General features: G+C 72.9%; 17 protein-coding genes. 12 read left to right on the forward strand and 5 right to left on the reverse strand.

The window, feature by feature from the left end; genetic code table 11:
- Nucleotides 1-156 precede the first annotated feature (156 nt).
- Entirely contained in the window at nucleotides 157-1,965 is a 1,809-nt protein-coding gene (locus AZE13_RS12480; RefSeq protein WP_258527759.1) for a CocE/NonD family hydrolase, read from the forward strand.
- A gap of 31 nt (nucleotides 1,966-1,996) precedes the next feature.
- On the opposite strand, the gene AZE13_RS12485 is transcribed toward AZE13_RS12480, so the two are convergent.
- Complete coding sequence (locus AZE13_RS12485; RefSeq protein ID WP_066930448.1) at nucleotides 1,997-2,191, reverse strand: ferredoxin; 195 nt, start codon at nucleotides 2,189-2,191, stop codon at nucleotides 1,997-1,999.
- A 134-nt stretch (nucleotides 2,192-2,325) separates the two neighbouring features.
- Complete coding sequence (locus AZE13_RS12490; RefSeq protein ID WP_066930450.1) at nucleotides 2,326-2,928, reverse strand: TetR/AcrR family transcriptional regulator; 603 nt, start codon at nucleotides 2,926-2,928, stop codon at nucleotides 2,326-2,328.
- 44 nt (nucleotides 2,929-2,972) lie between these two features.
- On the opposite strand from AZE13_RS12490, the gene AZE13_RS12495 reads away from it, so the two are divergent.
- The 5 genes from AZE13_RS12495 to AZE13_RS12515 all read left to right on the forward strand — a co-directional run bounded on the left by AZE13_RS12495 (nucleotide 2,973) and on the right by AZE13_RS12515 (nucleotide 9,519).
- Nucleotides 2,973-3,875 carry a DUF2867 domain-containing protein gene (locus AZE13_RS12495; RefSeq protein WP_066930452.1) on the forward strand — a complete coding sequence of 301 codons (903 nt, stop codon included), beginning with the start codon at nucleotides 2,973-2,975 and terminating at the stop codon, nucleotides 3,873-3,875.
- 57 nt (nucleotides 3,876-3,932) lie between these two features.
- Nucleotides 3,933-4,904 carry a glyoxalase superfamily protein gene (locus tag AZE13_RS39240; RefSeq protein ID WP_398780133.1) on the forward strand — a complete coding sequence of 324 codons (972 nt, stop codon included), beginning with the start codon at nucleotides 3,933-3,935 and terminating at the stop codon, nucleotides 4,902-4,904.
- Between the two features lie 142 nt (nucleotides 4,905-5,046).
- The gene (locus AZE13_RS12505) at nucleotides 5,047-7,161 is read left to right on the forward strand and encodes a DUF5107 domain-containing protein (protein WP_066930454.1); all 2,115 of its coding nucleotides are present in this window, start codon (nucleotides 5,047-5,049) and stop codon (nucleotides 7,159-7,161) included.
- A 175-nt stretch (nucleotides 7,162-7,336) separates the two neighbouring features.
- On the forward strand, nucleotides 7,337-8,464 hold the full coding sequence (locus AZE13_RS12510; RefSeq protein WP_066930456.1) for an NADH:flavin oxidoreductase: 1,128 nt from the start codon (nucleotides 7,337-7,339) through the stop codon (nucleotides 8,462-8,464).
- Nucleotides 8,465-8,595: 131 nt separating this feature from the next.
- A complete protein-coding gene (locus AZE13_RS12515; protein WP_066930458.1) occupies nucleotides 8,596-9,519 on the forward strand; it encodes an NADP-dependent oxidoreductase in 924 nt (307 codons plus the stop codon).
- Nucleotides 9,520-9,555: 36 nt separating this feature from the next.
- On the opposite strand, the gene AZE13_RS12520 is transcribed toward AZE13_RS12515, so the two are convergent.
- Nucleotides 9,556-9,921, reverse strand: a complete 366-nt coding sequence (locus AZE13_RS12520) for a VOC family protein (protein WP_066930460.1) — start codon at nucleotides 9,919-9,921, stop codon at nucleotides 9,556-9,558.
- A 258-nt stretch (nucleotides 9,922-10,179) separates the two neighbouring features.
- Between AZE13_RS12520 and AZE13_RS12525 the strand changes: the two genes are divergently transcribed.
- Both AZE13_RS12525 and AZE13_RS12530 read left to right on the forward strand, forming a co-directional pair.
- Nucleotides 10,180-11,394, forward strand: coding sequence for an aminotransferase class I/II-fold pyridoxal phosphate-dependent enzyme (locus AZE13_RS12525; RefSeq protein WP_066930462.1), 1,215 nt, complete (start codon nucleotides 10,180-10,182; stop codon nucleotides 11,392-11,394).
- A 290-nt stretch (nucleotides 11,395-11,684) separates the two neighbouring features.
- Nucleotides 11,685-11,900 carry a hypothetical protein gene (locus AZE13_RS12530; protein ID WP_066930464.1) on the forward strand — a complete coding sequence of 72 codons (216 nt, stop codon included), beginning with the start codon at nucleotides 11,685-11,687 and terminating at the stop codon, nucleotides 11,898-11,900.
- A gap of 63 nt (nucleotides 11,901-11,963) precedes the next feature.
- Here the strand turns inward: AZE13_RS12530 and AZE13_RS12535 are convergent, their stop codons facing one another.
- Nucleotides 11,964-12,302, reverse strand: a complete 339-nt coding sequence (locus AZE13_RS12535; RefSeq protein ID WP_066930466.1) for a hypothetical protein — start codon at nucleotides 12,300-12,302, stop codon at nucleotides 11,964-11,966.
- Between the two features lie 302 nt (nucleotides 12,303-12,604).
- Here AZE13_RS12535 and AZE13_RS12540 point away from each other — a divergent pair, with 302 nt between their 5' ends.
- Nucleotides 12,605-13,390, forward strand: a complete 786-nt coding sequence (locus AZE13_RS12540; protein WP_079123927.1) for an HNH endonuclease family protein — start codon at nucleotides 12,605-12,607, stop codon at nucleotides 13,388-13,390.
- Between the two features lie 136 nt (nucleotides 13,391-13,526).
- Nucleotides 13,527-14,945: an MFS transporter gene (locus tag AZE13_RS12545; protein WP_258527761.1), complete on the forward strand. Its 1,419-nt coding sequence runs from the start codon at nucleotides 13,527-13,529 to the stop codon at nucleotides 14,943-14,945.
- Nucleotides 14,946-15,494: 549 nt separating this feature from the next.
- Here AZE13_RS12545 and AZE13_RS12550 read toward each other — a convergent pair.
- A complete protein-coding gene (locus tag AZE13_RS12550; RefSeq protein WP_066930468.1) occupies nucleotides 15,495-16,553 on the reverse strand; it encodes a PucR family transcriptional regulator in 1,059 nt (352 codons plus the stop codon).
- 274 nt (nucleotides 16,554-16,827) lie between these two features.
- Between AZE13_RS12550 and AZE13_RS12555 the strand changes: the two genes are divergently transcribed.
- Entirely contained in the window at nucleotides 16,828-17,241 is a 414-nt protein-coding gene (locus AZE13_RS12555; RefSeq protein WP_066930470.1) for a hypothetical protein, read from the forward strand.
- 125 nt (nucleotides 17,242-17,366) lie between these two features.
- Entirely contained in the window at nucleotides 17,367-19,412 is a 2,046-nt protein-coding gene (locus AZE13_RS12560) for a hypothetical protein (protein WP_066930472.1), read from the forward strand.
- The last annotated feature ends 11 nt before the right edge of the window (nucleotides 19,413-19,423 follow it).

Raw genomic sequence — 19,423 nt, forward strand, 5'->3', positions numbered from 1 at the left:
CGTAACGGCGAAACGGAGGTACGGCGCCGCAGACGACAACGTGGGAAGCAGGCCAAAGTGCAACGGAGGGTTACGTTGACTTGACCGTGAGTCATGTCACAAGATGGAGCGCGCCGTTGCCGACCGGCTGGTACGACGTGTCCTGTGGAGGTCTTGGTGCCCCGTGCCGTGTCCCGCCCTGCGCTGCGCACATCCCTCGCCCTGCTGGCCGGTACGGCTCTCGCCGCGCCCCTCGCCCTGACCGCTCCCGCGGTCGCGACCGCCGACCCGTACAGCGTCACGGCGCTGAAGGTCACCGTCCGGGTCGGGCACCGCACCTGCACCATGGACGCCGATGTCTACCGCCCGGCCGGTGTCGACGCCAAGCGCCCGGCGCCCGCCGTGCTCACCACCAACGGGTTCGGCGGCAGCAAGGCGGACGGTGCGACCGACACCATCGCCAAGGCCTTTGCCTCCCGCGGCTATGTGGCGCTGTCCTACTCGGGGCTCGGCTTCGGCAAGACCGGCTGTCCGATCTCCCTGGACGACCCCAGGATCGACGGCCGGGCCACGAGCCGGCTGCTCGACCTGCTGGCCGGTACCCGTAAGGCCGACGACGGCACCAAGATCAACTACGTCGCCAAGGACGGCCGCGACGATCCACGGGTGGGCATGATCGGCGGCTCCTACGGCGGGGCGATCCAGCTCGCCGCCGCCTCCGTCGATCACCGCGTCGACGCCCTGGTCCCGCTCATCACCTGGCACGACCTGTCCTACTCCCTCGACCCCAACAACGCCGGCCGTGCGGCGGACGCCGACGGGTGGGTGCCCGGCGCGTACAAGTGGCAGTGGACCAGTGCCTTCTTTCTGCTGGGGGAGGGGCAGGGGCTGCTGCATCCGAACCTGGACCCGTCACGGGCCGGTGAGGCGGGCTGTCTGCACTTCGTCGCGCGGGCCTGTGACACCAAGCGGCTGCTGGACTCCGGGCGGTACCCGCCGGCGCCGACCCGGGACATGCTCGACTATGTGCGCAGCGTCTCCCCGGTCTCCTACCTCCGGTCGGTGGCCGCGCCGACGCTGCTCGTCCAGGGCCAGGCCGACAGCCTCTTCAACCTCAACGAGGCCACCGCCACCTACCGGGCCCTGACCGAACAGGGCACCCCGGCCAAGATGATCTGGCAGTCGTGGGGCCACAGCGGCGGGATGAAGCATCCGGCACCCGGTGAACTCAGCCTGGCCAACGGGAATCTGGAGGACAGCTACGTCGGACGGCGGATCCTTGCCTGGTTCGACCGCTATTTGCGCCACCGGAAGGGCGTCGACACCGGCCCGGCCTTCGCGTACTACCGCGACTGGGTGAAGGACGGGCCCACGTACGGCACCGCCCCCGCCGTCCCGCCGGCCGGCCGACGGCTCTACCTCTCCGGTGACGGCGCGCTCGTCGAGGACCGCCGCGACGTGGTGCGCGGCACCCGCGAGTACCGCAACCTGCGGATTCCCACGAGCCATTCGGAGAGTTCGCTCTCCTCCATGCTCAACCTGCCGGACCGGCCGCCGCACGACCTCCCGGGTACCGCTTTGGCCTGGACGTCGGCGCCGGTGACCGGCCGGCCGGTGGACGTGGTGGGTGCGCCGGAGGTGACGCTCAAGGTGGACTCGCCGCGTACCGAGGAGGTGCAGAACTCGCCGGACGCGGCCGAGAAGCTGGTGCTCTTCGCCAAGCTCTACGACGTCGCGCCGGACGGCCGGGCGACGCTGGTGCAGCGGCTGGTGGCCCCGGCCCGGGTGCCCGATGTGACCCGCAGGTTCACCGTGGAACTGCCGGGCATCGTGCACCGCTACGAGCGGGGCCACCGGCTGCGTTTCGTCATCGCCGCGAGCGACGACGCCTATGCGGGCAATCGTGGGGTGAAGCCGGTGGCGGTCACCAGTGGCCCCGAGAACACCGGCGTCCTCGAACTGCCCGTCGTCCAAGGGGAGTCGTAGCGGCGGACCTGCGGATGTCCGGGGTGACGGCTCAGTCGTCCTCGACCGTGATGGCCTGCACCGGGCAGGCCCGGGCGGCCTCGCGCGCCAACGGGTCGCCCGCGCCGTCCTCGCGGCCGGGGATCAGGACGCTGAAGCCGTCGTCGTCCTGGGTGAACACCCCAGGTGCGGTCAGCGCGCACTGACCGGAGCCGATACAGAGATTTGTGTCGATGGTGATACGCATTCCGGGCCCCTTTCGCTCATCTGCCGTGACTGCTGCCGGGCCGGCGGCAGTTCGGTCGTTCCTTGCAGAGTGTCTCCCGGCGGGCGCGGAATCCGGGCAGTCGGCACGGCGAGTCGCGGATCCGGGGCCGGGCGTCAGGCCGGACGCAACAGGGCCTGGACGACCCGTTCCAGGTAGCGGTCCCGCGCGGCGCCGGCCGGCAGGCTCTGTGGTACGGCGTGCCCCAGCTGGGCATGGCCGAGGTAGGCGCTGTAGGCGAGCAGGGCGCGGTGCCGTGCCTCGTCCTCGGTGAAGCCCAGTTCGGTGAAGAGTGAGGCGATATAGCCGATGCGCCGTTCGGTGACCCGGGCCAGCGCGGCGGCCACCCGGGGTTGTGCGGCGGTGGCCAGCAGGGACATCTCCAGGGGGTCCTCGATGGACCGGGCCGTGCCGTTCCGCAGGAGCCGGCGCAGCCGCTCCGCGGGGGCGGGCTCGGCCGCCACTTCGGTGATCACGGCCTCGGTGCCGAGCTCCACCCAGCGCTCCAGGGCGGCTTCGATCAGCGCGTCCCGGTTGGTGAAGTGCCAGTAGAAGCTGCCCTTGGTGGCGCCCAGGCGGGCGGCCAGCGGCTCCACCGCCACTGCCGCGAGCCCGCCCTCACCGATGGCGGCCAGGGCGGCGTCCGCCCAGTCCCGCGCGGTGAGCCGCTGCCGGGTGCCGCTGCCGGGGTCCTTCGCTCGCTGTCGCGCCATGTCCATACGGTACCGTACGGTCAAACATACGCCACCGTATGGAGGTGCCCGTGCGTACCGTTCGTGACGTTCATGTCCGCACCGTTGCCGCTCCGGCCGAGGCCGTCGGCACGCTGATCGACCGGCTCGGCAGCGACCGCGATCCGCTCTTCCCGGTGCCCGTCTGGCCGCCGATGCGCTTCGACCGCCCGCTGGGCGTCGGCGCGGACGGCGGCCACGGCTTCGTCCGCTACCGCGTCGCCGTCCATGAACCGGGCCGCCGGATCCGCTTCGCCTTCACCGGAATGGACGGCTGGCACGAGGTGACGGTGCGTCCGCTGGGCCCGGACCGCTGCCGGGTCGAACACCGGACGGAGGGCCGGCGCACGCTCCGGCAGCGGCTGTTGTGGCACCTCGTGATCCGTCCGATGCACTGCACGGTCGTCGAGGAGCTCTTCGACAACATCGAACGCGCCGCCGTCGGCCGGGTGCGGGCACCGGTCCGCCGCACCCCGCGCGTCCGGCTGCTCAACCGTCTGATCTGGGAGCGCCCGAGGCCCGTCGCCCTTCCGGCCGCCGCCGAACTGGCACACCGGGCGTTCCCCCGGACCGACTTCCAGGACGCCTGGCAGATGGAGCTGCGGCCCGGTCTGCCGACCGACCCGGAGGCGTGGGCGGGCATGTTCCGCCGCGCGTCCTTCCCGGTCGTCGGACGCACGGACCGCGAGATCCTGCTCGGCGAGGACGCCCGGCATCTGGACTTCCGCGCCTCGATCCTGGTCGCGGACGGCCGGGTCACGCTCGGCACGGTCGTCCGGGTCCACCACAGGGGCGGCCGGCTCTACTTCGCCGTCGTCCGCCGTGTCCACCCCTTCATGGCCCGGCTGACGCTGCGCCGCACCCACCGCCGGCTGGCACTCGCCGCGCCGAGCGCGGCGGAGCGCGTGGCACCCCGGCGGGCCGAGCGGGTCTGACCGCGGCGCGCACCGCTGTCGCTGGCGGGCCGCGGCGGCTCCTCGTACGATCCGTTGATGACCACGAGCGACCGCTACCTGGCGCGAGGCCCACGGGTGGGCATCCGGCACTTCTCCGCCGCCGACCGGGACGAGTTCATCGCCGCCGCGCGGGAGAGCACCGGACAGCACCACCCGTGGCTCTCCCCGCCGGTCACCGACGACGCGTACGACAGCTACCTGAGCAGGCTTCAGGAGCCGCAGCGTGCGGGCTTCCTGATCTGCGAGCTGGACGGCGGCCGGATCGCGGGGTTCGTCACCGTCAACAACATCGTGCACGGCGTGTTCCGCTGCGGTGCGATCGGCTACGGCGCCTTCGCGCGCGCGGCGGGCCGCGGGCTGATGAGCGAGGGCCTGCGGCTCGTCCTGCGCCACGCCTTCGAGACGCTGGGCCTGCACCGCCTGGAGGCCAACATCCAGCCGGGCAACGCGCGCTCGCTCGCCCTGGTCGAGCGCGCCGGCTTCCGCCTGGAGGGGTTCTCCCCGGACTTCCTCTTCATCGACGGTGCCTGGCGCGACCACGAGCGCTGGGCGATCACCTGCGAGCTGTTCACCAGGAGGGACAGGACGGGGACGCCCGCCGGGAACACGCCGGACAGGGCGCCGGCGGCGAACGTCGCCTTCCGCCGCACCGTCCCGGTCTTCCGGATCTTCGACGTGGCCAAGGCCCATGAGTTCTACGTCGACTACCTCGGCTGCGCCATCGACTGGGAGCACCGTTTCGAGCCCGGTATGCCGCTCTACACCCAGGTCTCGCGCGGCGGCCTCGTCCTGCACCTGTCCGAGCACCACGGCGACGCCACCCCCGGCTCCACCGTCCACACCGAGCTGACCGGCGTCCGCGAACTCCACGCCGAACTGGCCGCCAAGGACTACCCGTACCTGCGCCCCGGCCTGGAACACGACGGCTTCGGGACCTGCCTCACGCTCACCGACCCCTTCGGCAACCAGCTGCGCTTCCACGAGCCGGACCCATCGGACAGGCCCTAGGTCCTGTCTCGGTGGCGGGCGGTGTGGCCGGACCGGCTCCGCTGTCGCAAGCAGCCCTGTTCAGACCGGCGATCACAAGGTTCCATGGTCAACAGGCGGCCACCGCAGCCGAGGTGGCCCGGTTCAGCATTGCGAGGCAGCCGTGGCCACGAGTGTGCGCCGTACCACCCTGACCCTTCCCGCCGCGCCCCTCGGCCCGGACAACCCGCTCCCCGCTCTCCGCGGCGGCCACGACCCGCACCGCATCGAGATCCCCCCGGACACCGTGCTGCCCGCCGATATGGCCCGTCAGATCGGGTACCGGCCACTGCGTTCGCCGCTGCCGGCCGCGATGCGCGACGGATACGGCCGGGTCCGCCGTAGTACCGCCCTCGACGCGCTGGTCATCGAGAACGACCGGCTGTGCGCCACCGTCCTGCCCGGCCTCGGCGGCCGGGTGTACTCCCTCCACCACAAGCCCACCGGCCGTGAACTGCTCTACCGCAACCCGGTCCTGCAGCCCGCCGCCTTCGCGCTCAACGGCGCCTGGTTCTCCGGCGGAATCGAGTGGAACATCGGCGCCACCGGTCACACCGCCCTCTCCTGCGCCCCGTTGCACGCCGCGCGGGTCCCCGCGCCGGACGGCGGGGAGATGCTGCGGCTGTGGGAGTGGGAGCGGCTGCGCGATCTGCCCTTCCAGGTGGATCTGTGGCTCCCGGAGGACTCCGACTTCCTCTACGTGGGCGTACGGATCCGCAATCCGCACCCGCACATCGTCCCGGTCTACTGGTGGTCGAACACCGCGGTTCCCGAGGCCGCGGGCAGCCGTGTCCTGGCCCCCGCCGACCAGGCCTGGCACTTCGGCTATCAGCGGACCCTGCGCCGGGTGCCCGTCCCGGAATCCGACGGCGGGGACCGGACGTATCCGCTTCGCAGTGAATTCCCGGCCGACTACTTCTACGACGTACCGGACGGCGCCCGCCGCTGGATCACCTCGCTCGACGAGGACGGCCGGGGCCTGGTGCAGACCTCCACCGACACGCTGCGCGGCCGCAAGCTCTTCCTGTGGGGAGCCGGCCGGGCCGGGCGGCGCTGGCAGCAGTGGCTCACCGAGCCGGGCACCGGCGGCTACGCCGAGATCCAGGCCGGGCTGGCCCGTACGCAGCTGGAACATGTGCCGCTCGACGGCGGCGGCGCGTTCAGCTGGCTGGAGGCGTACGGGCCGCTGGCCGCCGACCCGGCGACGGTGCACGGAGCCGACTGGGCCGCGGCCCGCGGTGAGGTGGCCGCCCGTCTGTCGGAGGCGCTGCCGCGTGCGGAGGTCGACGCCGCGTACGCCGCCTGGCTGCCGTACGCCGACCGGGAGCCGAAGGAGTCCCTGGCCACCGGCTCCGGCTGGGGCGCGCTGGAAGCCGCCCGGTCCGGTGTCGCACTGCCCGGTACGCCGTTCGACGCGGCCACCCTCGGGCCGGAGCAGGAGCCCTGGCTGACGCTGCTGAAGACCGGAGACCTGCCGGACCGCACCCCGGTCTCCGCGGCGGCGTCGACCGCGCCGGCCTGGCGCGATCTGCTGGAGGCCGCCCCGCCGGGCCCGGCCGCCGACTACCACCTCGGCCTCGCCCAGTGGCACGCCGGCGACCGCGCCCAGGCCGTCCGCAGCTGGGAGCGGGCGCTGGGGCCGGTGCCGGACACCGCGGGGCCGGGGGCACATCCCGGCCGGAAACCGGGGGAGGGACTTCCGGCGCGGGCCCCGGGGCGGGGCGCCGGTGCGCTGCCGCTGTACTGCCTGGCGGTCGCCGAATCCGAGGCGGGTGAGCCGGGGCGCGCCGCCGACCGGTACGCGGAGGCCTGTGCGGTGGCGGCGGCGGAAGCGGAGGCGGCCCCGGAGGACGGCCCGGACGGGCGGGCGTGGCGTGGGGTGCGGGTCGCCCTCGTCCGTGAGGCGGTGCCCGCGCTGCTCGCGGCCGGCCGGGCCGAGGAGGCCGCCGGGCTGCTGGCGGGGCTGCCGCGGCACGAACGCGCCGACGGGCGCGTCCGGTTGCTCACCGCGCGGGTGCTGCTCGCCCGGGGGAGGCCGGTCGAGGCCCGGGAGATCTTCGACACCGGCTTCGAGCTCGCCGGCCTGCGGGAGGGCGACGAGACGCTCAGCGACACCTGGTACGCCATCGCCGAACGGCTGATCGCGGCCGGCGGACCGGTCACCGAGGACGTACGTACCAGGGCCCGGGCCGAGCATCCCCTCCCGGAGCGCTACGAGTACCGGATGCGGCCGGTGTGAGCTCCCCGGGGGCGCGGCAGGAGCGGCCGGGGTGACCGTTCCGGGTGCCGGGCGGGTGGCCGGGATCACAGGGTGGCCCACCGGGCGGGTGGAATGCCCCGGCCGCCGGCACGGTTGACGCCTGCGCGCATTCCATGCGTGTGCACATACCGTCCGGTACCTCAGAGGAGCACTCGTGACCACCACCGCGCCCTCCGCCTCCCGCGCGGCCGAGATCCTGTCCCGGCCCGTCACGCTGAACGGCCTGACCGTCCCGAACCGCATCGCGATGGCACCGATGACGCGCATGTTCTCCCCGGGCGGCGTCCCCGGCGAGGACGTGGCGTCGTACTACTCCCGCCGTGCCGCCGCGGGTGTGGGCCTGATCGTCACCGAGGGGACCTACGTCGGCCACGAGTCGGCCGGGCAGAGCGACCGGGTGCCGCGGTTCCACGGTGGCGAGCAGCTGGCGGGCTGGGCGAAGGTCGCCGAGGCCGTGCACGCGGCGGGCGGCACGATCGTGCCGCAGCTGTGGCACGTCGGCATGGTCCGCGAGCAGGGTGAGCCGCCGTACGCGGACGCCCCCGCCGTCGGTCCCTCCGGGCTGCGGCTCGACGGCACCGAGGGCACCGGCAGGGCGATGACCCGGAGCGACCTGGACGACGTGATCGGCGCCTTCGCCGCGGCCGCCGCGGACGCCGAGCGCATCGGCTTCGACGGCGTCGAACTGCACGGCGCCCACGGCTACCTCCTCGACCAGTTCCTGTGGGCGGGGACGAACCGCCGTACCGACGCCTACGGCGGCGACCCGGTGGCCCGTGCGAAGTTCGCGGCCGAGATCGTCGCCGCCGTCCGGGAGGCCGTCTCCGCGGAATTCCCGGTCATCTTCCGGTACTCGCAGTGGAAGCTGGACGCCTACGAGGCGAGGCTCGCCGGGACCCCGGAGGAGCTGGAGGCGATCCTGGCCCCGCTCGCCGCGGCCGGCGTCGACGCCTTCCACGCCTCCACCCGCCGCTACTGGCTCCCGGAGTTCGACGGCTCGGACCTGAACCTGGCCGGCTGGACCAAGAAGCTCACCGGCAGGCCCACCCTCACCGTCGGCTCCGTCGGCCTCGACGGCGACTTCGTCCGCGCCTTCGCCGGCGAAGGCGCCGCCGTCGGCAGCATCGACAACCTCCTCGACCGCCTGGAGCGGGACGAGTTCGACCTCGTCGCCGTCGGCCGCGCGCTGCTCCAGGACCCGGAGTGGGCGGCGAAGGTCCTGGAGGGCCGGTTCACGGATCTGGCGCCGTACGACGTGGCGTCGCTGAAGACGCTGAGCTAGGTGCAGGTGCAGGTGCCGGTGCTGTTCGGGCCCGGGGCGGGGGACCGGGCCCGGAGCGGCCGTCGCCGCCGATCGGGTGAACTTCCTGAGGGGCCGGAATGGCCCGGGGCCGTGCGGCGTTGTGGTGGACCATGAAGGCAATCACTGCGAAGAGCTACGGCGGCCCCGAGGTCCTCGAATACACCGACCTGCCCACCCCCAAGGTGGGCCCGGACTCGGTCCTGATCCGGGTCAGGGCGGCCGGGGTCAACCCCGTCGACTGGAAGATCCTCGAGGGCTACCTCGATCCGCTGCTGGATGTGTACTTCCCGTTCGTCCCCGGATGGGATGTGGCGGGCGTGGTCGAGGAGGTCGGTACCGACGTCGCCGAGTACGCGGTCGGTGACGAGGTCATCGGCTACGTCCGCAAGGACGTGCTCCAGCAGGGCACCTACGCCGAGCTGGTCGCCGCGCCGGTGCGGACCCTGGCACCCAAGCCCGCCGCGCTCAGCTGGCAGCAGGCGGCCGGGCTTCCGCTCGCCGGCCTGACGGCGTACCAGTCGATCGAGCGGGTCGGCGTGCAGGCCGGCGAGACGGCGCTGGTGCATGCCGCGGCCGGCGGCGTCGGCTCGCTCGCCGTCCAGATCCTGGTCGCCCGGGGCGCCCGGGTCATCGGCACGGCCAGTGAGCGCAACCACGATTTCCTGCGTTCCCTGGGCGCCGAGCCGGTCGTCTACGGCGACGGTCTCGCCGAGCGGGTGCGGGCGATGGCCCCCGAAGGGGTCGACGCGGCCCTGGACTTCGTCGGCGATGGCGCCGTCGACGTCTCGCAGGAGCTGCTCAAGGACCGCAGCCGGGTGGTGTCCATCGCCGACCTCCAGGCCAAGGAGAAGGGTGCCCACCTGGTCTGGGTGCGCCCGGACAGCGAGGGCCTGGCCGTGCTCGGCGCGCTCGCGGACGCCGGCAAGCTGACGGTGCCGGTCGACACCGTCTTCCCGCTCGCCGAGGCCGCCGAGGCGCTCCGCCGGAGCCAGGAGGGCCGGACCCGCGGCAAGATCGTCCTGGAGGTGTCCTGACGGGAGGAGTTCCGACCGCGCGGCGGGTACGGCCGTTCAGGCTCCCCGCCGCGCCGTCTGCCGCCGGTCCACGTACTCGAAGACCGATCCGTCCGGGTGACGGGCCACGAGATTCCGGCCGATCGGTGTGGGCAGCGGACCGGCGATGACGTCCGCGCCGACGGCCTTCAGATCGGCCAGTGCCTCGTCCACGTCCTGCACGGCGAGGGTCGCGGTGATCTTCCGCAGCACCGACAACTCCGCCTCGGGGCCGCTCATCAGGAAGAAGCACCCGACGGCCGCCACCTCCACCCCGCCGCGCTGGAAGCGGACCGCCTCGGCGCCGGTCAGTCGTTCGTACACGGCGATCGCGGCATCGAGATCGCCGACGCACACCCGCAGTGAGGTCCCCAGAATGTCCATACGGGGCAGCCTAGTTGGCTCGTCAGCCGGTATGCGATCACCTTGACATCATCAGGCGCCCCGGTATCACCGATATCGGGCGCGGTCGGCCTCCCGTGGCGATCCGTGCCACCAGGCGCGCGGGCCACCGGTACCGGCATTTGACCACCGCTGACGTGTCGTCACCCGGGCGTCGGCCCGTGGTCTGCCAAGGTGGTCGGGGCCGCCCATCATGTGATGGGCCCACGATCGTCCCGCCGTCGTGGAGTGGAGGTACGGATGCAGCCGACCGCCCCGGATCCGCAGCCGGATCCGCCGGTGGGCCTGCCGGTTCTCCCGGACCTCGCCGCGCACCTCGCCGCGGCCGCCGGCCGTACCGAGGCCGAGCCCCCGGGCGGCGCCGCACCACTGCGCACCGCCGCCTGCGGCTACTGGGCCCGCCGCGGCCTGGAGACCGCGCCCGGCCACGTCCTGGCCGCACCCGGGGTGACCACCCTGCTGCTCGCGCTGTACGCCGCCGCGGACGGCGCGGTGGTGCTGCCGCGGCCCTGCTCCGCGTCGTACGCGCCACCGGCCCGGCTGCTCGGGCGGCCGGTGCACCTCGCCCCCGTACCCGCGGAATCGGGCGGGATGCCGGACCCGTTCGCGCTGCTGGAGACCGTCCGCCGGGCCCGGATGCACGGCGACTCCCCGCAGCTGCTGGTGCTGTCCGTCGCCGACGACCCGACCGGCACCTGCCCGGCGCCCGAGCAGCTGCACGAGGTGTGCGAGGCGGCGGCCGAGGAAGGGCTGTGGGTGCTCAGCGACGAGACCCGCCGCGACCTGTTGCACGATCCGCATGACACCGTGGTGCTCAGCCCCGCCGAGATACTGCCCGACGAGGTCGTGGTGCTGACCGATCTGCGGGCCACCCTCACCCCCGCCGCCTGGCCCGCCGCGCTCGCCCGCTTCCCCGGCACCCGCGGGGGCGCCGTCCTGCGGGCCGCCGCGCTGGACGCGCTGACCGCGCTCGGTACCCCGCTCCCCGGGCCGATCGCCTGCGCCGCCGCCCACGCGCTCGGCGAGCCCGACTCCGTACGCGCCAGAACCGCCGCCACCGCCCGGGTCTACGGTGCGCTCGCCGCGGCGCTCCACCACACCGTCACCGAGGCCGGCGCGCTCTGCCGCCCGCCGCACTCCGGCAGTCACCTCTACGCCGACCTCGAACCCCTGCGCCGGCCGCTCGCCGCCCATGGCATCGTCGAATCCACCGCGCTGGAACGGAGGCTGGCGCCCTGGGCGGCGCGCGGCGGACACCGCTTCGGCGACGACCCGCGCGCGCTGCGGGTACGGCTCGACGCCGGGGCGCTGCTGGGTGCCGACCCGGAGCTGCGGCAGCGCGTCCTGGACGCCCCCGATCCGCTCGAACTGCCGCACATCACCGAGGCGTTGACCACTCTGGCGGGCACCTTGTCCGAGCTCACGGCATCGGCGTCGGAGGCCAGGGGCGGCTGAGCCGCCGCTGGAACCCCGGCGCCGCTTCGCGGGCGCTGGATGACGGCACGGCCGACTGACGACGCAGCTGACTGACGACACAGTCGGCTGACGGCGAATATGCCTGACATAGCGGGGGATATCACGTACACGCGACATGGCGTGAGATACCACGTACGGGTGACATGACGTTAGTCCGTGCGGCGGGCCGGAAAGCCTCTTGCCGGATCCGAGACACCAGGGCGCCCTGAACCACACACCACGCGGCCGGCGCAACCGCCGCCGGCCGCGTACCGAAGAAAGGGCCTGTCTTGTCGCGCACTCTCCGTACCTTCGCCGCCACTGCCCTGCTGACCCTGGCGACCCTCCTCTTCGCCGCCCCGGCCCAGGCCTCGACGGTGGACGCCGAAGCGGAAGCCTGCGGTTCCGCCGTGAGCACCAACGTCGGTGTCGACCTCGGCCTCGGTCTGGGTCTCGGTGTCGGTATCACTGACGCCGTCGGCCTGGAACTCGGCCTCGACCTGTAGCTCCCCGTGCACCGGCCGGGCCCGATCGAGGGCCCGGCCGACGCATGTGTGCCCCACCGTCCCTCAGCCGGGGTGCCGGCAGGTGGCACAGGTGCAGTTCTGGCAGGTGCAGCGCACGCAGGCGTCGCCGTTGCAGGAGTCGCAGGCACATGTGGCGTGATTGCAGGTCGGGCACGCACAGTCGGTGCAGGCGCACACGGCGCACGAGTCACTGCAGTGCGCACACTGACAGGCGTCGCACTCGTCGTAGTGCACACCGTCGTCGGTGCGGTGCTCGCGGTGCACATGCCCGGCGTGCAGGTAGTCGACGTGATCGTGGTGGACGACCGCGTCGTGCCCGCAGCCGGGCCCATGGGTGTGCTGGTGCGATTCCGCGGGCCGGTGCTGGAGGAAGGTGGTCATGGGATCTCCGTCTCCGTCCTCCCCCGCTCCCTCTCTCCTCCTTCCCACCGTCGACCGCGCGGGCAGTGATCGCATCCCCGGGCGGGGAGCGCCACGTCAGCGGGCCGGGCCCCCGCGCCGTCGCGCGGAAATCCGGTGAGTGATCATCTACTGGTGTGCCGGGCAGCTCCCTGCCCGGCCCCCGACCGCTCTCCGTCGAAATGAGGCCCTGACCGTGCAACGCCCTGGGAAACACCGCCCCGCCCGCCCCCATTTCCCACCGCGCATAGCGGAGGTGACGGGCCGTGCGCGCTGAGCGGCACATGGGTGGTCATACGCGTGACGGCGGCACGGCGCGCGTGCGCAGGGCGTGCGTCGGCGTCGCAGCCGCTGCCCTCTCGGCGGCGGTGCTCGCCGGTTGCGGCGGGGGACCGGCGAGTGACGGCGAGAAGCCCGGCTCACCGACCGCGGGAGATCATGGCGTCAGCCCCCTGCGGAACCCGGACGGTACGCATCCGGGGCTCGCTCCCGTCACCTCGGAGTCGGACAAGGCGGAGGCGCGGCGGCTCATCGAGAAGGTGCGGACAGCCGGCCGGGGCTCGAAGGCCGGGTACGCCCGCGACAAGTTCGGCTATGCGTGGATGGACACGGCCGACGGGGTGCCGCTGGCGCGGAACCGCTGTGACACGAGGAACGACCTCCTGGCCCGGGACGGACGCGACGTGCGCTACCGGTCCGGCTCCGCCTGCGTCGTCGAGTCCATGACCTTGGCCGACCCGTATACGGGGAAGACCATCAAGTGGCGGAAGCAGAAGGCCGCCGCGGTGCAGATCGACCATGTCGTACCGCTCTCCTACGGCTGGCAGATGGGCGCGGCCCGCTGGCAGGAGAGCAAACGCAAGCAGATCGCGAACGATCCGCTGAACCTGCTGCCTTCGGACGGTCCGGCCAACGCTTCGAAGGGGGACGCGGGTCCGAGTTCCTGGCTGCCGCCGTATGAGCGGAACCGCTGTGCGTACTCGGTCCGGTTCGCCCAGGTCGCCGTCAAGTACGGCCTTCCAGTGACGGCGGAGGACAAGCGGACCATGCTGGAGCAGTGCACACGCTGATGGCGGTGCGCTGACGAGGGCGAGCTGACGAGGCGACGGGGGCGGGGGCGCCAGGGACGGGGGCGCCAGGGACGGGGGCGACGCGGGCGGGCGAACCGGCGGCCGCGGGAATTTCGGTGACCGATATAATTGGCCGGTGACCGTCCGCTTCCCCCGAACGCGGCTGCGGAACCTCCGGCATCCGGCGGCTCTGTTCACGGAACGTCGTCGGCCGGAGCGCGTACGCACCCGTCCGGGCGCCTGGCGGCTGGCGGTGGCGACGGTGTGCTTCGGCGCCTTCATGGGGCAACTGGACGCCAGCATCGTCACCTTGATCTACGGAAGCCTGCGCACGGAGTTCGGCGCGTCCCTGGCCGGTGTCGAGTGGGTGTCGCTCGCGTACCTGCTCACCCTCGTCGCCCTGCTGATCCCCGCGGGGCGGCTGTCGGACGCGTACGGCCGCAAGTTGTTCTACCTCTACGGGTTCCTGGTCTTCACGGCGGCGTCGGCGGCCTGCGGAGTGGCCGGGTCGCTCGGCATGCTGGTCGCCTTCCGCGTCGTACAGGCCGTGGGGGCGGCGATGCTGCAGGCCAACAGCGTGGCCCTGGTGACCACCAGCGCGCCGGGGGAGAAGCTGCGCACCGCGCTGGGCGTGCAGGCCGCCGCACAGGCGCTGGGGCTGGCGCTCGGGCCGACCGTGGGCGGGGCGCTGGTCTCCGCATTCGGCTGGCGCTGGGTGTTCGGCGTCAATGTGCCCATTGGGCTGGCGGCCCTGATCGCCGGTCAGTACCTGCTGCCCCGGACCCGGACGCGTAACCCGGCTCGCCGTTTCGACTGGCCCGGTGTGGCCCTGCTCGCCATGGCGACCACCTGCGGGCTGCTGGGGGTTTCGGCGGCCTCCGGGCTTCCGGTGCCGGGCTGGGGCATCGCCGTGCTGTTCGTGCTCGCCGTGGGCGCGGGCGGAGCGTTCGTGGTGCGGCAGCACCGGACCCCCGCACCGCTTCTGGACCTGGCGCTGCTGCGCGTCCGGGCGGTGTCGTCCGGGCTGGTCGGGGCGCTCTGCGGCTATCTGGTGCTCTTCGGTCCGCTCGTGCTGGTGCCGCTCGTGCTGACCGGCGCGGGCTCCTCCGAACTGGCCGCCGGGCTGGTGCTCACGGCGCTGCCCGCCGGATTCGCCCTGGGCGCCACCGTCGCCGACAAGCTGCTCCCCGGCGCGCTCACCGAACGGGGCCGCTGCCTCCTGGGCGCCGGGGTGTGCGTCGGCGCGCTGGCGGCGCCGGCCGTCCTTCCCCTGACCGTCTGGTGGCTGCCGCCGGTACTGGTACTGCTCGGGCTGGGCCTGGGCACCTTCACCCCCGCCAACAACGCCCTCATCATGCGGGCCATCCCGGCCGGCTCGTCCGGCACCGGGGGCGGACTGGTCAACATGGCTCGCGGCCTGGGGACCGCGCTCGGCATCGCGCTGGTCACCCTCGTCCTGCATCTCTCCGCCCGCAGCACCGGCCTCGACGGCCCCCGCTGGGCGATCCTGGTGCTGCTCGCCGTCTCCGTCGCCGCCGTCATCGCCTCCGCCTGAGGGTGCCCGGGACCCGCCGCCGTCCGAACCCCCGGCTCCCGACGGGGCGTTGGCGGCCCGGCCGGGCAGGCGGTGCGGCGTGGTGCGGCACTGCTCCAGTCCCCGGGGACGCGCTTGCCTGAGCGCGACCCCGGGGCCACCGGAGATACTTCATGGATAGCACCGGGGGATGGGCGCCGCCCGTTCTCCGGGGCCACACGTGGTACGGCGGTGCCGTTCGGCGGTCCGTCGCACAGCCGGTGGGACCGGCCCCGGGCAGCGCGAGGTGCCGTCGCGTTCCGGAACACCGAACCCCACGGGAAGCAGGACGACGTCCGGAGGGGGCGCGCGCCCGCTCGGAGTCCTCTCCTCGCATACGTCGGCGGGAAACCGTGCCCCGGAGTGGGCGAACCCCGGGGTGCCCGTCTCAGGGCGCCCGCCATCAGGCCGCCCCGGCGGCCCGGCCGCCCGGCGTGCGGACGAAGTCCCCCTCCTGCGAAGGCACTTGCCGTCGGTTTTCTTGGAAACGGTCGGCGGTATCCGGTGATGTCGCCCCGGTGTCACAGGGCCTTACAGGGCCTTGGCCGGCCAGTCGAGCAGGCGGGCGCCGATCACCGCGGTCTGGAGCATATAGCGGTGGCCGGGGTCGGCGGGGTTGGCGCCGGTCAGGGCGTGGATGCGTTCCAGACGGTACGTCAGCGCGCGCACGCTCAGGGAGAGCCGACGGGCCGCTTCGGCGGCGACGCAGCCGGCGTTGAAGTACGTGGTGAGGGTGTCCAGCAGGGGCTGAGGTCCGCCGCGGGCGGTGGTGAGCGGGCCGAGCGCGCTCAGGACGAGGTCCGCCATGGCCTGCCGGTCGCGGGTGAGTACGGGGTAGACGAGCAGGTCGGCGGCGCGGAGCACCGGGTCGTCGAGCTCCATGCGATCGGCGAGGTCCAGGGTGTTGAGGGCCTCCTCGTACGACTGGACCACGCCGCCGGGGCCCGGCTGCGGGCGGCCGATGGCGACCCGCCCGCCGTCCGTGGCCGCGTACGCCTGCTTGGCGAAGTGCAGGAGGATCTCGTCCTGGTCGCCGGGCGCGATGCACAGCATGCGGCCGTCCTTCGTGGTCAGCAGAGTGCTGCGGTCGCCGAACCGGGCGATGAGCGACTGTTCGACCTGCCGCGGGACGGCGTCCCCCTCGTCGTAGCTGGCCGGCCCCTGGGCGACCGCGACCGCGTGTTCGTGGGAGAAGCGCAGTCCGAAGCGTTCGGCGCGCTCGGCCAGGCGGCCCAGGTCGCTACGGCCGTAGAGGAGATCGTCGATGAACTCGCGGCGCGCGGCTTCCTCTTGGCGTACGGCCAGCCGCTGGGCGCGCTCATAGCCCTCGGCGAAGGCGTCGATGGCCTGCTGTACGGCGGCGAGCACGGTGTCCGCCGAGCCGGCGGCGCGCGGCCAGTCGGCGCGGGTGGCGGCGAGGTGTGCGTTGACGAGGGCGCGCAGGCCGAGACCGGCTTCGGCGGCCTGTTCGCCCAGCGCGCGGCGGGAGGTGAGCTCCTCGCGCGTCAGCCGGCGGCCGGTGGCCGAGGCATCGGCCAGGATCCGGGCATAGCCGTCCAGATAATCCTCGGGTATCTCGTGGTCCGCCATGTCTTTCCCGGTTTCTTGACGTGCCGGTGACGCTTTCTTAGCGGCAACCTGGCATGGAGAGATTAGTAAAGACTGCCGGAATCCGGCAATGCGGTGGGGGTGCGGGCCGGGCAGTATTGCTCGTGGGGGAGCGCAGAGGGGATGGTCCCGGTGCCGGATACCGGCAGACTGATGCGTTCCGGGACCGTCTCCCCTCGCTACCGCACAGCAGCGGGCCACAGGGCCAGGACGCAGACCAGACCAGACCGGACCGGACGATCGGGGGAGGGTGAGCATGGGGACGTTTCTCGCGGCGGCCGCCGGCTGTCCCACCCTCGTCTTCACCGCCGCCCTCGTCATGGTCGTGGTCTTCTGGCTGCTGGCCGCCCTCGGCCTGGCCGACCCCGGCAGCTTCGACGCCGATGCGGACCTCGATGCCTGGGGCATGGGCGGAGTGCCGGTCGCGGTCGCGTTCTCCCTCCTGACAGTGCTCGCCTGGTGCGTGAGCCTCGCCGGCACCGTGCTGCTGGATCCGGTCGTCCCACCGGGCGTGGGCCGGGCACTGACGAGAGTGGCGCTGCCGGCCGTGGCCCTGCTGGCCGCGTGGCGGCTGACCCGGGTGCTCGTACGGCCGTTGCACCGCCTCTTCCCCGACGAACCCGGGCCGTCCCGGGCCGACTTCACCCGGCCAGCCGGACCGCTGGAGTAGCCCTACGGCGCTCAGCCCTGGCGGCCCGGACCGCTGGAGAGCCTCGTATGGCACTCAGCCCAGGCGCGCCCCGCGCCCCGCCCCGCCCCACGCTTCCGCTTCCGCACGCTTCAAGGACGTTTCTTATGGATTCCCTCACCGTGGGCATCGGTGCGCTCGTCGCCGTTGTCCTGCTCGTCGCCGCCGTCGTACTCCTGGTGGTCTCCCGGCTGTTCCGCAAGGTGGAGCAGGGCAAGGCGCTGATCGTGTCGAAGATGCGCAAGGTCGATGTGACCTTCACCGGACAGGTCGTCCTGCCGGTGCTGCACAAGGCCGAGGTGATGGACATCTCGGTGAAGACCATCGAGATCACCCGGACCGGCCGGGAGGGCCTGATCTGCCGCGACAACATCCGCGCCGACATCCGCATCTCGTTCTTCGTCCGGGTCAACAAGACCGTGCCGGACGTCATCAGGGTCGCCCAGGCCGTCGGCACCGCACGGGCCAGCGACCGGGACACGCTCCAGGAGCTGTTCCACGCGAAGTTCTCCGAGGCGCTGAAGACCGTCGGCAAGCAGCTGGACTTCACCGACCTGTACACCAAGCGCGATGAACTGCGGTACCGGATCATCGAGGTCATCGGCGTCGACCTCAACGGCTACCACCTCGAGGACGCGGCGATCGACTACCTGGAGCAGACGCCGCTCACCCAGCTCGACCCGGCCAACGTGCTCGACGCCCAGGGCATCCGGAAGATCACCGAGCTGACCGCCACCGAGCATGTGCGCACCAATGAGGCCCAGCGCACCGAGGAGAAGGAGATCACCCGGCAGAACGTCGACGCCCGGGAGGCCATCCTGGAGCTGGAGCGCCGCCAGGCCGACGCCGAGATCAAGCAGCGGCGGGAGATCGAGACCGTACGGGCCCGTGAGGAGGCCGAGACGGCACGGGTGGTCGAGGAGGAGCGGCTGCGCGCGCAGGGCGCCTTCCTGCGCACCGAGGAGCAGCTGGGCGTACAGCGCGAGAACCAGGCCCGCGAGGTCGCGGTCGCCGAGAAGAACCGCGAGCGGGTCATCGCCATCGAGAACGAGCGGATCGAGAAGGACCGGCTGCTCGAAGTCATCGCCCGGGAGCGGGAGACCGAGCTGACGCGGATCGCCGCCGAGAAGGAGGTCGAGGCGGAGAAGCGGGAGATCGCCGAGGTCATCCGGGAGCGCGTCGCGGTGGACCGTACGGTCGCCGAGCAGGAGGAGTCCATCAAGAAGCTGCGCGCCGTGGAGGAGGCGGAGCGGGGACGGCAGGCCGTCATCATCGCCGCCGAGGCCGAGGCGCAGGAGAAGCTGGTCAAGGACATCAAGGCCGCGGAGGCCGCCGAGCAGGCCGCCACGCACCGCGCCGCCGAGGAACTCACCCTGGCCGAGGCCCGGTTGAAGACCGCCGACCTCGACGCGCAGGCCAAGCTGCGCCTGGCCGAGGCCGTCCAGGCGGAGGCCGCCGCCGAGGGCCTGGCCGCCGTCACGGTCCGCGACAAGGAGGCCGAGGTCATCGCGAAGGCCGGCCGCGCCGAGGCCGAGGCCGCCGAGGCCCGGCTGCGGGCGGAGGCCGAGGGCGGCAAGGCGAAGGCGCTCGCCGAGGCCACGGCCGTCGCCGAGAAGCTCAAGGCCGAGGCGGAGGGCCTCCACCAGAAGGCCGCCGCGATGGCCGCCCTCGACGAGGCGTCCCGCGGGCACGAGGAGTACCGGCTGCGCCTGGAGGCCGAGAAGGACGTCCGGCTCGCCGGCCTGGACGTCCAGCGGCAGGTCGCCGAGGCGCAGGCCACGGTGCTCGCCACCGGGCTGGAGAACGCCGACATCAACATCGTCGGCGGCGAGTCGGTCTTCTTCGACCGGCTGGTGTCCTCGATCGCGCTCGGCAAGGGCGTCGACGGATTCGTCCAGCACTCCGAGACCGCGCAGGCGTTGGCCAAGCCCTGGCTGGACGGCACGTCGAGCTTCACCGACGACCTCAGCCGCATCCTCGGCTCGGTCTCCACGGCCGACGTGCAGAACCTGACCGTCTCCGCCCTGCTGATGAAGCTGATGAAGACCGGCGGTACCAACGCCGGGCAGCTCCAGCAGCTGCTGGACAAGGCCGGCGAGCTGGGTCTCGCGGACACCTCGCTGGCCGCGCTCAACGGCAGCGCGCAGGCCTGACCGAAACGGCA

The sequence above is a fragment of the Streptomyces sp. NBRC 110611 genome (genome assembly GCF_001590865.1).
Taxonomy (GTDB): domain Bacteria; phylum Actinomycetota; class Actinomycetes; order Streptomycetales; family Streptomycetaceae; genus Streptomyces.